Source organism: Arcicella rosea, from assembly GCF_014204325.1.
In the GTDB taxonomy this organism is placed as follows: Bacteria; Bacteroidota; Bacteroidia; order Cytophagales; family Spirosomataceae; genus Arcicella; species Arcicella rosea_A.
Genome location: NZ_JACHKT010000002.1, coordinates 86,506 through 101,198, shown reverse-complemented (window position 1 = coordinate 101,198; position 14,693 = coordinate 86,506). Strand labels below are relative to the sequence as shown.

Sequence of the window (14,693 nt, the reverse complement as noted above, 5' to 3'; positions counted from 1 at the left end):
CACGGGCAAAAGACGAAGAAATTAAGTGAAATTCCCTAAAAGTAGTACTTTACGGGGGTGCAAAGATAGAAAAAATTTGTAATGATTTGATAATGAGGAGGAAAAATATTTTTTGATGCTTTTCTGTAAAAAGTTTACTAATATCGAAGAAATGGTAGCGTAATGAAATTTTGTTTGCTATTAATCCTAAATTAAAACACAATAGCCACCCAGAGTACTGAGTGGCTATTATGTCTATTTTAAAACTTCAAAGTTGCTGGTAAGTATTTCTTCAACAACTCTTTGTAATATGGTTTCAATGCTTCTGTATCTGGAGGAACTGGAAGTTTTGAATACAAATCATAAGGATTGAATTTCTTCACCCATTCAAACATTTCGTGATCATGTTCATCCATCAAATGCTCGTAAGCGTTTTCACGGTGTTGTGAATAAAATGAGTGATAGCGAATCATATACAAAGCTGGCTCTGGCAAATTATCTTTCACCATTTGATATAAATATTCATCATGCCCCCACGACATATCAACGTTTCTTAAACCACAGTTTGGTGAATAAACACCATATTTAGTATTAAAACGTTCGTCGTGTGCATCAGGATTTGCCTCAAAGTATTCTGAATAAACAATTTTATCCGAATGCTTACAACCTACTGGGAAAGTATCACCAACTACCGCCCATTGTGGTTCACCGAACAGGCAAAGTACTTTACCCATATCGTGCAATAAGCCTGTTAATACAAACCAATCTGGATGTCCGTCTGCACGAATAGCTTCCGAAGTTTGTAATAAATGTTGCCATTGGTCTAATGAAGTATCAGGATCAGAATCGTCAACCAGTGAATTCAAGAAATCAAAAGCATCCCAAATCGGCATTTCTTTTTTATCAAACTTCAAGAACTCTGCCTGTTTTTGCTTTACAAAGTCATAAGTTTGATACTTGTGATTCAAACGATAAAACTCCCGAACGGTATCTCTTTCAGGATTATCATAATTACGATACTCGTCCTTTGTCTTTTTAAAAGTAGTATCTTCTTCAGGATAACGTTGCAAAACGTCGTCTTCCCAAACATCAAGGCTCGCTAAGGGAGCGATTTCTTTTTCTGAAAATTCCATAAGACCAAAACAGATTAAATGGCTATAAATTAAGATATTGAATGTTAAAAAATTAGATAATTGTACTCACAAAATATATTTTCAAAAGTATGAATTTTCTAGCATAATTTTAGAAATTCCGACTTTTTGATTTACCAAAAAACAGTATAAAGTGCTGCCAAAACGCCACAAATCAGTACCGAAACAACCACAAAAGAATCTGAAACCTTAAACATACTCGAATCTATGGCTAAACCTTTTGTTTCTTCCTTTTTTCTTCCTTCAATTAAGGAAACTATGACCATTAAAACGACTAAAATTACATAAACCCAAAGTGTTCTATCCAAAAAAGGAATTGGCTCTATTCCTATCCATTCTGGTAATATTTTGAATAAAAGCGAAAGTGGCAAAGTCAATACGGCAGCAATAATTGCCGCATTTGAAGTAGTTTTTTTCCAGAACAATCCTAAAGAAAACAACGCAAATGCACCTGGCGTAATATAGTTTGAATACTCTTGAATGAATTGATAAGCTTGTTCAAGATGACGAAGCTGTGGCGTAACCAACAATGCTATCGCAAATGAGACCCAAACGGCATATCGTCCAACTAAAACGGTATTTCGCTCAGTAGCGTCTTTCTTCAAGATTTTTTTATAAATATCTAAACTGAAAATCGTAGCTATACTATTACACTTACTTGCCAAAGATGCCACAATTGCTGCGGTAAGTGCCGCAAAGGCGAGTCCTTTCAAACCCATCGGCAAAAGATTCATTAAAGAAGGATAAGCATGGTCTGGTTTTACGATGCCTTGTAAATCTACCATTTCTTGCTGTAATGAACCATTTTCGTATAAAACATAAGCAGCAATTCCTGGAATAACACAAATCAATGGAATTAGTAGTTTTAAAAAGGCTGCAAAAATAATCCCGCTTCTTGCTGTTTTTAAATCTGCTCCCAATGCTCTTTGAACGATGTATTGATTACATCCCCAATAATTCAAATTGTTTATCCACATCCCTCCTATTAATATCGACAAACCGGGTAGTTCATAATAATACTTGTCTCCTTTAGAAAATATCATGTGAAAATGGTCGTCTGCTTTGGTTTTTAATAAAGATAATCCATCGAAAACACCATCGCCTCCAAATTTATCCGAAACCATGTTTAAGGCTAAATAAGTTGTGGCTAATCCTCCCAAAATCAACACAACTACTTGGATAACATCAGTATAACCGATTACTTTCATGCCTCCAAGGGTAATCAATATCGCAAAAATGGCTAAAGCAACCATACAATATTCAAACTGCAAACCTGTGATGGTTTCTAAAGCCAAAGAGCCTAAGTATAAAATTGAAGTAAGGTTAATGAATACATATAACAAAAGCCAAAATACCGCCATAATCGTCGCTACAGTATCATTATATCGTAATGACAGTAATTGTGGCATGGTGTAGATTTTATTTTTCAAGTAAATTGGAATGAAAAAAACTGCCACAACAATTAGGGTTGCAGCCGACATCCATTCATAAGAAGAAATAGCTAAACCGATGGCAAAGCCTGAGCCTGACATTCCAATAAAATGTTCTGCTGAAATATTTGAAGCAATTAATGATGCTCCGATTGCCCACCAAGTAAGTGAACCTTCGGCTAGAAAAAAGCCTTTTGTCGTTGAGTTTTTTGTTTTATCTCGCTGAAATACCCAATAGCCATACGAACCAACAAGTATTAAATACAATGAAAAAACGACGTAGTCGAGCTGATGAAGCGAATTCATATTAAATGGATAAAATCTAAATTAATCTAAGATATATCTAAAAGTAAATATTATTATTTTTTACTCGTTTTCTCGCAATTTTATCAAAATTACTGTCCTGATTAGACAAACCTTTGCTCAAATACTTTAGTCTTTGATTAAGTCGTTTTAAGAAAGACTAACAATTCTCTATTATGCTATTTCAAAAAAACATCTCATTTCTTAGCGTTTTGTTGCTTTGCTTTTGTTCGAAAAGTAAGGCACAAACGCCTTCTTTAAGCCAATTATTTTATCCAAATATTACGTTACGAGCCGAATTTATGCCCGAAACATCTATGTCAAACGGGCAGAAATTTGGCTTCAATAGAAGTACGGCTTTAGGAATTATTCCTTTGAGTACAGAAATTCAGGCAGGGATTGGTTTCGGGAAAAAGGCTGATATTCAGGCGAAGCATTCGCTATTGGTGGCAAATCTTGCTCAAATCAACACAACCATTGATGGCAAAGATGACCCAAATGGTGGTTATAAAACTTTGGGCATGACTTATGTACAACTTAAAGCAAGTTTACGAGAAAAACTTTGGGTGTATGCAGTTGGCGGTGGCATTACACAAAGCAACGAAACCTTTTTGAATCCACAACCTTACTTTTATGGTGGAGCAGCTCGTTTGCGAATTCTGGGTTTAAAAACGCAAATACTTTATGGCACAGCCATTATTTATAACCAGAAATTCAGAATTGTTCCCGTTTTTGGTTTCACAAAAGCACTCGGAAATGATTGGAAGGTTTCTGGCATTTTGCCTTTCAGAGCCAGCGTTGGCTATAAAGTAAATCCTTGGCTTCATCTGGATTTCAACTCGGTTTACGATGGATACAGTGCTGGCTATCAAGAATATACGGTTTCAGAAAAAATGATTCGTCGCCAAAATTATCAACAAGTTAGGTTTACCTTATCAGGCAATGCACATGTGTTGAATGTTTTTAACCTTGGTCTTGAAGGTGGTTTGACGGGTTTTAGAAAAGTAAAAACCTTTAATGCTGCTAACGAAAATCTCAGTACTTCAAGCTTACCTGTTGCTCCATACATAGGTTTTAGCGTAAGATATATCACAAGTAAATCAAAAATTTCTTCCAAATTTTTAAAAAGTACTGGCATAGATTTTTAAGGGCATTGATAACATTCTGAAAAACAATAGTATCAATTCAACCTTATAAAAAATACCATTTGGTGGAAAATATGATTTAAAAAATTTCAATAATTTTTCTTAGTTATTGAAGTAAAACCTTTCTAAATTTGGAGAAGTTAGCTCGGCGATAATATCAATATGAGCTTCTATCTAACAAGTATTTTGTACCTGCCTAAGAGCCCACTAAAAATTCTATCTGATTATTTTACTTGTTGAAACATCGCTTGTCTTGAAAAAAACGAGCTTATCAAAAACATCAAATTTTTTCCTAAAAAATATAACTTCATCGCTAGTTTTGGTGTTCGGTTAAATAGTGATTTGAAGATTAAAAGCTTATCATTACTTTCAATCGTGAATTAAAAAACACGTAGATTTTGATGACTAAAAATCGAACATTAAGTAATAACAAAAAGTATTATATAGAAAAAGATTGTTCAGTTAAATAAACTGACAAACAAAAATTCCCTTAACAACCATGACAAACATTACGCAAATAGAACCCCTTTTAGTCGAAGACCCAAACCGCTTTGTATTGTTTCCGATTAAGCAAAACGATATTTGGCAATTCTATAAAAAAGCGGAAGCTTCTTTTTGGACTGCCGAGGAAATTGACCTTCAACAAGATTTAGCCGATTGGGAAAATCGCTTAAATGATGGTGAAAGACACTTTATCTCGCACGTATTGGCTTTTTTTGCAGCCTCAGATGGTATCGTAAACGAAAATCTTGCGGTAAATTTCCTTTCTGAAGTACAATATGCTGAAGCAAAATGCTTCTATGGATTCCAGATTATGATGGAAAACATCCACTCTGAAACGTACTCTTTGTTGATTGATACTTATATCAAAAATCCAGTAGAAAAAGATAAAATGTTGCGTGCGGTTGATACAATTCCATGCGTAAAGAAAAAAGCTGACTGGGCATTGCGTTGGATTAATGACGGGAACTTCGCTGAGCGTTTAATTGCTTTTGCTGCTGTAGAAGGTATTTTCTTCTCGGGTTCTTTCTGTTCAATCTTCTGGTTAAAAAAACGTGGTTTAATGCCAGGCTTATCGTTCTCGAACGAATTGATTTCAAGAGATGAAGGTCTTCACTGCGACTTTGCTTGTTTGCTTTATACAGACCATATCAAGAACCAATTAGAACCAGATTCTGTCTATAAAATTATCATGGATGCGGTTGCTATTGAAAAAGAATTCGTGACGGATGCGTTGCCAGTTTCATTAATCGGCATGAATGCAGAATTGATGTGCCAATACATCGAATTTGTAGCAGACCGTTTGTTATTAGCTTTGGGCTTACAGAAAAAATATAATGCTACCAATCCTTTTGATTTCATGGAAATGATTTCATTACAGGGCAAAACTAACTTCTTTGAAAAAAGAGTGGCAGAATATCAAAAATCAGGTGTCATGTCTGAAAAAGAATCAATGTCATTCTCTTTGGATGAGGATTTTTAGTCAATATATCTAGCAATAACGACAAAGCCCTCAGACAATAATTGTACTGAGGGCTTTTTTGTTTAAATAAGACTATTCCAATTTAGTCAAAATGGAATTACATTTGTAAAGTTATCAACAATAGAAAATACTATGTCTCGTAAAGCTCAAACAATCAATGAAATAGACCAAGCGGTTAAATTTAATGAACCGATTGGCCCAAGTCATGCTTTTTTCACCGATTTTTCGGGGTTGAGAGGAGAGTTTGAAGACCGAATCGTCTATAAAAACTTAAATGTTAAACGAGAAAACGACGTTTTCACTTTCAATGTTGCTTTAAATGGTGGAAATAAATCCATTCTTTTTCTGGGTGGGATGCGTGGGTCTGGCAAAACATCCGAACTAGCCAAATATGCCGAAAAACTCAATAGTCCTCAATGCTTTTTTTGTGTTACTTGTAATATCGACCAAGAGTTAGATTTGAATGAATTGGAGTACATGGATATTCTGATACTTCAATTAGAGCAATTAACTAAGCGGTTGAGTGAAAAAAAATTGACTATCAATGAAGGCATCAAAGAACGATTAGAAACTTGGTTTGCTAAACGAGAAACAGAAATTAAACGAGATTTAAAGGTTGAAGCCGAATTAGAAGCAGGAATTGAAATCAGTACTAAAAATCCACTTTTTAGCTTATTGAATATCTTTGGCAAATTTAAAACTGGGGTGGTGGGGTCTAATGAAAGAGCGAATGTTGTTAGACAGAACCTTAAAAATAATTTCAACTCATTTGCGACTATTTTTAATGAATTTATTGAAGAAGTCAATGTCTCACTTCGTCAAAATGACATTGCACAAGAAATTCTATTCATTGTAGATGGTTTAGAGAAAACACTGAGTGCCAATACTCGTAAGAAAATAATTATAGAAGAACAAAACCGCATTGATAAGATTAGGGCTTATACCATTTTTACTTTACCGATTGAATTGATGAGCCAAAGACCGAATCTTACCCAATTCAGTAGTGTTGAAGCCTTTCCTTTTGTAAAATTGATTGAAAGAAATGGCTCAGAAGATGAGACAGCCTTCAATAAATTCAAAGAGTTTGTCTATAAAAGGATAGACAGCAGTCTTTTTGTAAACGAAGTCATTGTACATAAAGCCATTAAGTATTCTGGAGGTTCGCCACGAGAACTTTTAAAGATTTTGGAAACTACGGCTTTTTATGTGGAAGATGAGCAACAGCAAATTGATGAAGTGGCTTTAGATAAAGCTTTGAATAGATTGGCGAATCAAACTGCACAATATATTACTGAACCAATGTTGGAAAAAATGAAAAAAATCATTGAAAATAATCGTGCAGGAAAAGATACCCCTTTTGATGAGGTATTACAGACTATGTTAGAAAACATCTATGTGATGGAATACAACAGTGGAAGTTATAAAAGAATAAACCCTATTTTGGAACGCTCTAATTTGTATCAACAATATGTTCAAGGATAGCTCCAATCAGGCAGAATTTGAATTGCTCATTCGTGCAACACGACATGAGCTTTTTCATTTTATTATTGTTCAATATCAACATTTAGATTTGGTAAGAACAGTGAAAAATGATTTAAAAGCTAAGTATCCAGAACGACCTTTTGCCGAATTTAACCTTGAAAATATTAATCCAGATACCTTTATTCATTCTATTTTAGCTTGTAAAACAGGTTTTGTCTTTATCGAAAAATTTGAATTATTCTTTCAAAAAGATTTACAAGCATTAGCCATTGGCTTTAACCAGAGAAGAGATTTATTTTCCACACTTCCCATTCAATTAATTGTATTTGTGCCTTTTGGAGGAGATACTTTACAACATTTTCAAAAAACAATGCCTGATTTTTATTCGATTATCAACCTAAGTATTAGTTTAAAATCTGAAAATTTACCGGCAGAAAATCTTCAAAGTAGAATCCCTTTTGATAATACCAATAACGATTATGATAATATAGAGGATGCAAAAAAGGAAATTGAAAGAATAGAAAAAAGATTAACAACACTTGAGAAAACTCCTGAAAATGCTTCGTTGATTTACAATTTGACAATTAAATTAGCTCGTGCATATCGCTTTAATGCTGATTATATAAAAAGTAAAACATTGTATAAACAGTTGCTATCAGTATTGGTAAAACAAAATAACCCTGATTTAGAAAATGTAATAATCCATATTCAAAATGATTTAGCAACGCTTCTTCAAGAATTGGGAGAACTAAATGAAGCCAAAACTTTATTAGAAAAAATTCTGCGTTTCGATGAAAGAAGATTTGGTGTAGAACATCCAAATACTATAATTACATATTCTAATTTAGCAAGTACCTATAAAGACTTAGGGGATTTAGAAAAAGCTAAAACACTATCTAAAAAAGTTTTATCCTTAGCTGAGAAACATTTTGGTAAAAACCATTCAACCACTGCAATAGCCAATTCTAATTTAGCTTTAGTAATTAAAGATTTAGGCGATATTCTAGAAGCCAAAAAACTTCTGAAAAGAACATTGATTTCAAATGAAATTAATTTTGGCAAAAGCCATGTTAATACTGCTGTAAGTTATTCAAACTTAGCATTAGTACATATTGACCTAAAAGAATATGAAGAGGCTAAAATCTTATTAAATAAAGCTCTAGCAATAAATGAAAAGAACTTCGGAGTAGTTCATCCATCGACAGCAATATGTTATGCAAATTTAGCTACTGTCTATGCAAACTTAGGAGACTATAAGACCGCTAAAGATTTATTTGAAAAAGCATTATTTTCTGACATTAGTACCTTTGGAGAAAATAACCCCACTGTAGCAATTCGTTATTCAAACTTAGGTATAGTACTTATGTACTTGGGAGACAATGAAAGAGCAAAAGAATTATTAGAAAAAGCATATAAAATAAAATTAGATTTTTTTGGTCAAGAACATCCATATACCCAAGCTGATAAATCTAACCTAGATTTCCTAAATCAACTAATCATTAATAAATCATTCTATTTGGAATAGCTAACCCTAAATCAATCAAATAGAAAAGACTTCCTCCTATTCAATTGAATCCTTTCCTTCAAAATCCGTATCTTTGCAACAAATTTCGTCAGGACTGAAAACTGACCCACAATTCTTATAAAATGATTTCAAAAACATACGCTCCACAAGACATTGAAGCCAAATGGTATCAATATTGGCTCGAAAATAAATTCTTTGCTTCAAAACCAAATCCAGACAAAGAACCTTACTCTATCGTAATTCCTCCGCCAAACGTAACGGGTGTACTTCACATGGGTCACATGTTGAACAATACTATCCAAGATGTATTGATTCGTAAGGCAAGAATGGAAGGTAAAGAGGCTTGTTGGGTGCCGGGTACAGACCATGCGTCTATCGCAACGGAAGCAAAAGTGGTGGCGATGTTGAAAGAAAGAGGCATCGAGAAAAAGGATTTGACTCGTGATGAATTCTTGGCTTATGCGATGGAATGGAAAGACAAGTACGGCGGGATTATTCTGGAACAATTGAAAAAACTGGGTGCTTCTTGCGACTGGGACAGAACTCGTTTTACCATGGAGCCTTCTTTGTACCAAGCCGTAATTGATACTTTCGTTCGTTTGTACGAAAAAGGTAAAATTTACCGTGGCGTAAGAATGGTAAACTGGGACCCACAAGGGAAAACAGCTTTATCTGACGAAGAAGTAATCGACAAAGATATTCAAGCGAAGCTTTATTATATTACTTATAATGTAGTTGGGGAAGAAGGAAGTTTAACGATTGCTACTTCTCGTCCTGAAACGATTATGGCTGACTCTGCCGTTTGTATTAATCCGAACGACGAGCGTTATACACATCTTCATGACAAAACTGTAAAGATTCCATTGTTAGGTCGTGAAATTCCTGTGATTTTGGATGAGTACGTAACCATGGATTTTGGAACGGGCTGTTTGAAAGTAACGCCTGCCCATGATTTGAATGACTACGAATTAGGTTTAAAACATAAATTACCAGTAATCGACATCTTAGACGATGCAGGTTTTTTGAACGAAAAAGCGGTATTGTATGTAGGTCAAGACCGTTTTGCGGCTCGTAGAAATATCGTTAAAGATTTAGAAGAAGCAGGGCATTTAGTAAAGGTAGAAGAGTACAAATCTATCGTTAAGACTTCTGAGCGTACTGGTGCGGTTATCGAACCGAAATTGTCTTTACAGTGGTTCTTAGAAATGAAAGAGATTTCTCAGCCTGCTTTGGAGAACGTAATGAATGATAACATCAAATTATATCCACCAAAATTCAAGAATATGTATTCGTCTTGGATGGAAAATGTGAGAGATTGGTGTATTTCAAGACAATTGTGGTGGGGACAGCAAATTCCTGCTTATTACTTGCAAGACGGAACGGTTATCGTAGCAAAAAGCAAGCGTGAGGCTTTGCACAAAGCTCAACATGAATTACAATTATTTGCCTTAACGGAAGAAGACTTAACCCAAGACCCTGACGTTTTGGATACTTGGTTCTCTTCGTGGTTATGGCCAATTTCTGTTTTTGATGGTATCGAAAATCCAGATAACGAAGACATTAAATATTATTACCCAACCAATGATTTAGTAACTGCTCCAGAAATTTTATTCTTCTGGGTAGCTCGTATGATTATCGCTGGTTATGAATGGAGAGGCGAATTACCTTTCAGAAATGTATATTTAACGGGTATTGTTCGTGATAAATTAGGCAGAAAAATGTCTAAATCATTAGGGAACTCGCCAGACCCATTAGATTTGATTGCAAAGTATGGTGCAGACGGCGTGCGTACTGGTATGCTTTTCAGTTCGCCAGCAGGAAACGATTTGATGTTTGATGAGAAACTCGTTGAACAAGGACGTAATTTCTGCAACAAAGTATGGAATGCTTATCGTTTGGTAGAAGGTTGGAACGCAACAGAGATTTCACAACCACAGGAAAATCTACTGTCAATTCAATGGTTTGAATCACGTTTGAATCAGACAATTATTGATGTTCAAGAACACTTTGTGAAGTTCCGTATTTCGGATGCATTGTTGTCGATTTATAATTTGATTTGGGATGATTTCTGTGGCAAGTACTTAGAAATGATTAAGCCAGCTTACGAACAACCTATCGACAAAGCGACTTTTGAAGCAACGATTTCTATCTTTGAAAAGTTGATGTGTTTGGCTCATCCATATATGCCATTTATTACAGAAGAAATTTGGCAAGCAATCAGCGAACGTGGAGCAAACGAAAGTATTTGTAGAGCTGAATATCCATTGGCAGGTGAAGTAAACACACAAATTTTAGGGGATTTTGATGCAATGTTTACCCTTGTAACAAAAATCCGTGAGATACGTAATGCCAAACAGCTTTCTCCGAAAACAGCATTGCCTTTGTCTATCAAAACAGAAGAAAAAGCACGTTACCAAACTTTAGAAGGCATTATTCAAAAATTAGCGAATACTGAAACGATTGAATATGTAAGTGATAAAGTGAACGGAGCAATTTCATTTGTAGTAAAAGCGGATGAATTTTTCATCAATCTTGCAGGAGAAATTGACGTAGAAGCTGAATTAGCCAATGCCAAAAAAGAGTTAGAATATAACTTAGGTTTCAAAAAATCGACGGAAGCGAAATTAGCCAACGAACGTTTTGTAGCTAATGCCAAACCAGAATTAGTAGAAAGAGAACGCCAAAAATTGGCTGATGCTGAATCGAAAATTAAGGCTTTGGAAGAAATGATTGAGAGTTTAAGCAAGTAGATTTTCGGATGTCGATTTCAGCTTTCGGCATTTATGTCTTTGATATAAACATGAGTCATCCCGAATTTTTTCTTAGAATAGTGAGGTTTAGGACGATTTGAGAGGTTTTTATCTTTATTATTGTACAATCCTTACTTTTCTTGTCTTGAAACAAGAAAAGTAACCGCAGCGGCGGCCGCAAAAGAAATTCAAGAATTCGTAATCGGAGTGGCGAACCACCTCGCTTCGCTCAAACAGTAGGAATTCGTTGCTCATCAATCACAAAAAAGCGGTCGAAATTAGTTTTTTGACCGCTTTTTTGTGATTTTAAAATTTGGGATGACTCATGTTTATTAAAAAGCAAAAATCCGACATCCGATGTCCGACATCCGAAAGCTGATTAAAACCCTACTCCAGTAGTCAATGTTTTAACACGGCAAAGGTACATATCTGCGGTGATGTAAAGGGTTGAGCCGTCATCTCCCCAAGCACAATTTGCAGCTAGTGAACCCGTCTCAATCCTTCCTAATAACTTCCCAGCTGGCGAAATAATTAGTACTCCACCCGGCCCAGTTGCAAATAAATTTCCTTTTTTATCAATCTTCAAGCCATCTGGTAAGCCTGAACGTTTTTCATTTTTCAACATATAAGTTGCATCAAAAAACACTTTCCCTGTTCCTAAACTTCCATCTTCGTTAACTGGATATGCCATATAAATAGCTTTGTCTTCATGAGATTGTGCCACATACAATGTCTTTTCATCTGGCGAAAAAGCTAAACCGTTTGGTCTTTCTAAATCATTCGCCACCAAAGTTACTTTTCCATCTGTTCCAATTCGGTAAACACCAAATTCAAGCTCACGGCTTGGGTCTTTTTCTTTTTTGGGTAATCCATAAGGCGGGTCAGTAAAGTAATAAGCTCCGCCAGAATGCTGAACAACATCGTTAGGGCTATTGAATCGCTTTCCTTGATAATTATCGGCTAAAGTTCTTTTTCCACCCAAAGTCAAAGACATTGACGATACTCTTCGGTCGCCATGTTCGCAAGCAATTAATTCACCTTTATTATTAATTGTTAAACCATTACTTCCCGGTTCATCACCGTATTCTCCCAAACCTGTATAACCTGAAGGAGATAAGAAAATCGTCGCTCCTTCGATTTCGTTCCATTTAAAAATGGTATTGACCGGAACATCCGAGAAAAGTAAATATTTCCCTTTTTTGTTCCAGACTGGTCCTTCCGACCAAACATAACCTGAGGATATAATTTCTATTTTTGCATCAATAGAAACCAGACTTTCAAGTGCTGAATCAAATTGAGTGATTTTCCCTAATGTGGGATAAACTTTTTGGGCATGAGTTGTTAACATTGTTGTACCAAGAGTAAGCAATGTGAGTAAGATTTTTTTCATTAAAGTATTATATAGTATTAAGAAAACAGTTAGTCTGCAAATATACTATAACAAATTATCCTTTTCTGAAAAATACTTCTTGGTTATGTCCTATTATTCAAATCTGCAAATTTTGCTTCATTATTTTGGACAATATTTACAATTATATAGTTGATTTCTTCACGAGTTTTGTTAAGGATAGCCACATTATTACTCTCTACATTATAAGCTACTTGAATATCCATAGAGCCATCTCCAATACCTTCAAAACGAGTAACACCAGGTTCTGGCTTATAAATATGTTCATGGGCTAATACTTCTTCTTGGATTTGGGAAACAATATTTTGAATTGTACTTGAAGGAGTATCTTGCTGAAGTTTAATCAAATATTTTGCTCTACGAAACTGACGAGTACTCATATTTTCTAAGGCTTGGGCTGTCAATAAACGATTCGGAACAGTGACGACGCTTCCATCAGCAGTTTTTAAACGAGTACTTCTAAAACCAATTTTTTCTACATCTCCAGATACTTTATCTATTTGTATATTATCCCCAACAACAAAAGGTAAATCCATAAAAAGCATTAAGGAAGCAAACAAGTTTTCCAAGGTTTCTTTAGCAGCTAAGGCAATTGCCAAACCCCCAATTCCTAAACCTGTTACCAATGCCACAACATCTATCTTGAAAACAATGCCTAGCATGGAGAAAAAAGTCATAATAGATACCGTTACAACTGCCAAATCTTTGAAAAAAGGGACAAATTGGTCGTCGAGTTTCGTTTCAGTCAATGCCGCTCTTTCTTGAAAAATAAGAGCGATAAATTTCACCAAACGAATCAAAATCCAAGAAATTGAAAAAATTAAAAGGCATTGAAAAATTTTCAGAAGTACTAATTTCAAACCCAAAGTAGCGGCCAAATTCCAAGTAAGAGGAAAGTGCAAGTAAAGAAAAGCAAAGTAAACCATCAACACGATGATGAAAAGCTCAACGGGCTTTCTGAGCATCTCAATACAAGTATGAATTGATACTTTATCGTGTTTGATAAAACGATATAAAACTTTACTAAGCGATACTGATAATAAACGTTTTAATAGTAAGCTACTCACTATAATTCCGATAAACCAGAGAATATCATTAACTTTATTTTCAAGAATTTCAGATTCTAAGAATTCCATAATATTTGTTTTTTTACTAAAAATGAATGTTTGGATTGGGAGTGAACACAAGCGTTTTGAAAACTATTTCCCAAAATTGTAAAAATTGCTTTTATTTTAAACGATTTGCTTTCATTTTTTATCCCAAAAAATCATACCGAAGCAAATTTTACTTATATTATTTTACATGAATTTAGCCATAGATTTAGGAAATACTTTTGCCAAAATAGGTCTTTTTGAACAAGGAAAACTCGTCGAAAGTAAAGGTTCTTTTACCTATTCCGAACTGATAGACTACGTAAAAGAACTAAAACCAGAGAATATTATCATTTCAACTGTGAGTTATTCTGAAGAACAACTAAGCCAAGATTTTTCGGATACCAGTACAAAAGTGTTTTTTTTAAAAAATACTACGCTCGTTCCTATTACTAAATTGTACGATACTCCCGAAACTTTAGGTGCAGACCGCATCGCTGCTGCCATTGGTGCAAGAGTTATTTTTCCTGAAAGTAATGCTATAATTATTGATTTAGGTACTTGTATTACTTATGACTTGGTTGATACCGAAGATAACTTCCACGGAGGAATTATTTCACCTGGCGTACGGATGCGATTCACCGCTATGAATACTTTTACCAAACGTTTGCCGTTATTAGCACCAGAAGAAGCACCCGCAATTCTTGGAAAAAGTACAAAACACGCAATGCAAAGTGGCGTAATGAATGGTATTACTGCGGAGATAAATGGATTTATTGAAGAGTATCACAAGCTTTTAACAAAAATTAACGTCATTTTATGTGGCGGAGATGCTACATTCTTTGCAAACCGCATAAAATACCCGAACTTTGTAATTCCAGAGTTGGTGCTGATTGGACTTAACAGAATTTTAGAATATAATGTCGAACAAAATAAATAGTATTTC

10 protein-coding genes are annotated in these 14,693 nt (G+C 34.8%); 6 read left to right on the top strand and 4 right to left on the bottom strand.

Annotated elements, in window-relative coordinates; all coding sequences use genetic code 11:
• Nucleotides 1-239: 239 nt before the first annotated feature.
• On the bottom strand, nt 240-1,112 hold the full coding sequence (locus HNP25_RS01870; RefSeq protein WP_184129417.1) for an inositol oxygenase family protein: 873 nt from the start codon (nt 1,110-1,112) through the stop codon (nt 240-242).
• A gap of 131 nt (nt 1,113-1,243) precedes the next feature.
• Nucleotides 1,244-2,866, bottom strand: a complete 1,623-nt coding sequence (locus HNP25_RS01865; RefSeq protein ID WP_184129414.1) for a sodium/sugar symporter — start codon at nt 2,864-2,866, stop codon at nt 1,244-1,246.
• A gap of 173 nt (nt 2,867-3,039) precedes the next feature.
• On the opposite strand from HNP25_RS01865, the gene HNP25_RS01860 reads away from it, so the two are divergent.
• The 5 genes from HNP25_RS01860 (at nt 3,040) to HNP25_RS01840 (ending at nt 11,248) form a co-directional block, all read left to right on the top strand.
• Nucleotides 3,040-4,011 (top strand): hypothetical protein, encoded by a 972-nt coding sequence (locus HNP25_RS01860; RefSeq protein WP_229202761.1) that lies wholly within the window; start codon nt 3,040-3,042, stop codon nt 4,009-4,011.
• A 496-nt stretch (nt 4,012-4,507) separates the two neighbouring features.
• Complete coding sequence (locus tag HNP25_RS01855; RefSeq protein WP_184129412.1) at nt 4,508-5,491, top strand: ribonucleoside-diphosphate reductase small subunit; 984 nt, start codon at nt 4,508-4,510, stop codon at nt 5,489-5,491.
• Nucleotides 5,492-5,623: 132 nt separating this feature from the next.
• Nucleotides 5,624-6,973: a hypothetical protein gene (locus tag HNP25_RS01850; RefSeq protein ID WP_184129409.1), complete on the top strand. Its 1,350-nt coding sequence runs from the start codon at nt 5,624-5,626 to the stop codon at nt 6,971-6,973.
• Nucleotides 6,960-8,498 carry a tetratricopeptide repeat protein gene (locus HNP25_RS01845; protein ID WP_184129406.1) on the top strand — a complete coding sequence of 513 codons (1,539 nt, stop codon included), beginning with the start codon at nt 6,960-6,962 and terminating at the stop codon, nt 8,496-8,498. Before HNP25_RS01850 ends, HNP25_RS01845 begins: the two co-directional genes overlap by 14 nt.
• 122 nt (nt 8,499-8,620) lie before the next feature.
• Nucleotides 8,621-11,248: a valine--tRNA ligase gene (locus HNP25_RS01840; protein ID WP_184129403.1), complete on the top strand. Its 2,628-nt coding sequence runs from the start codon at nt 8,621-8,623 to the stop codon at nt 11,246-11,248.
• Nucleotides 11,249-11,627: 379 nt separating this feature from the next.
• On the opposite strand, the gene HNP25_RS01835 is transcribed toward HNP25_RS01840, so the two are convergent.
• Together HNP25_RS01835 and HNP25_RS01830 are read right to left on the bottom strand one after the other, a co-directional pair.
• Complete coding sequence (locus HNP25_RS01835) at nt 11,628-12,596, bottom strand: SMP-30/gluconolactonase/LRE family protein (RefSeq protein ID WP_229202760.1); 969 nt, start codon at nt 12,594-12,596, stop codon at nt 11,628-11,630.
• A 125-nt stretch (nt 12,597-12,721) separates the two neighbouring features.
• Complete coding sequence (locus HNP25_RS01830; protein WP_184129385.1) at nt 12,722-13,792, bottom strand: mechanosensitive ion channel family protein; 1,071 nt, start codon at nt 13,790-13,792, stop codon at nt 12,722-12,724.
• Between the two features lie 166 nt (nt 13,793-13,958).
• Between HNP25_RS01830 and HNP25_RS01825 the strand changes: the two genes are divergently transcribed.
• Entirely contained in the window at nt 13,959-14,687 is a 729-nt protein-coding gene (locus tag HNP25_RS01825) for a type III pantothenate kinase (protein WP_184129381.1), read from the top strand.
• Nucleotides 14,688-14,693 lie beyond the last annotated feature (6 nt).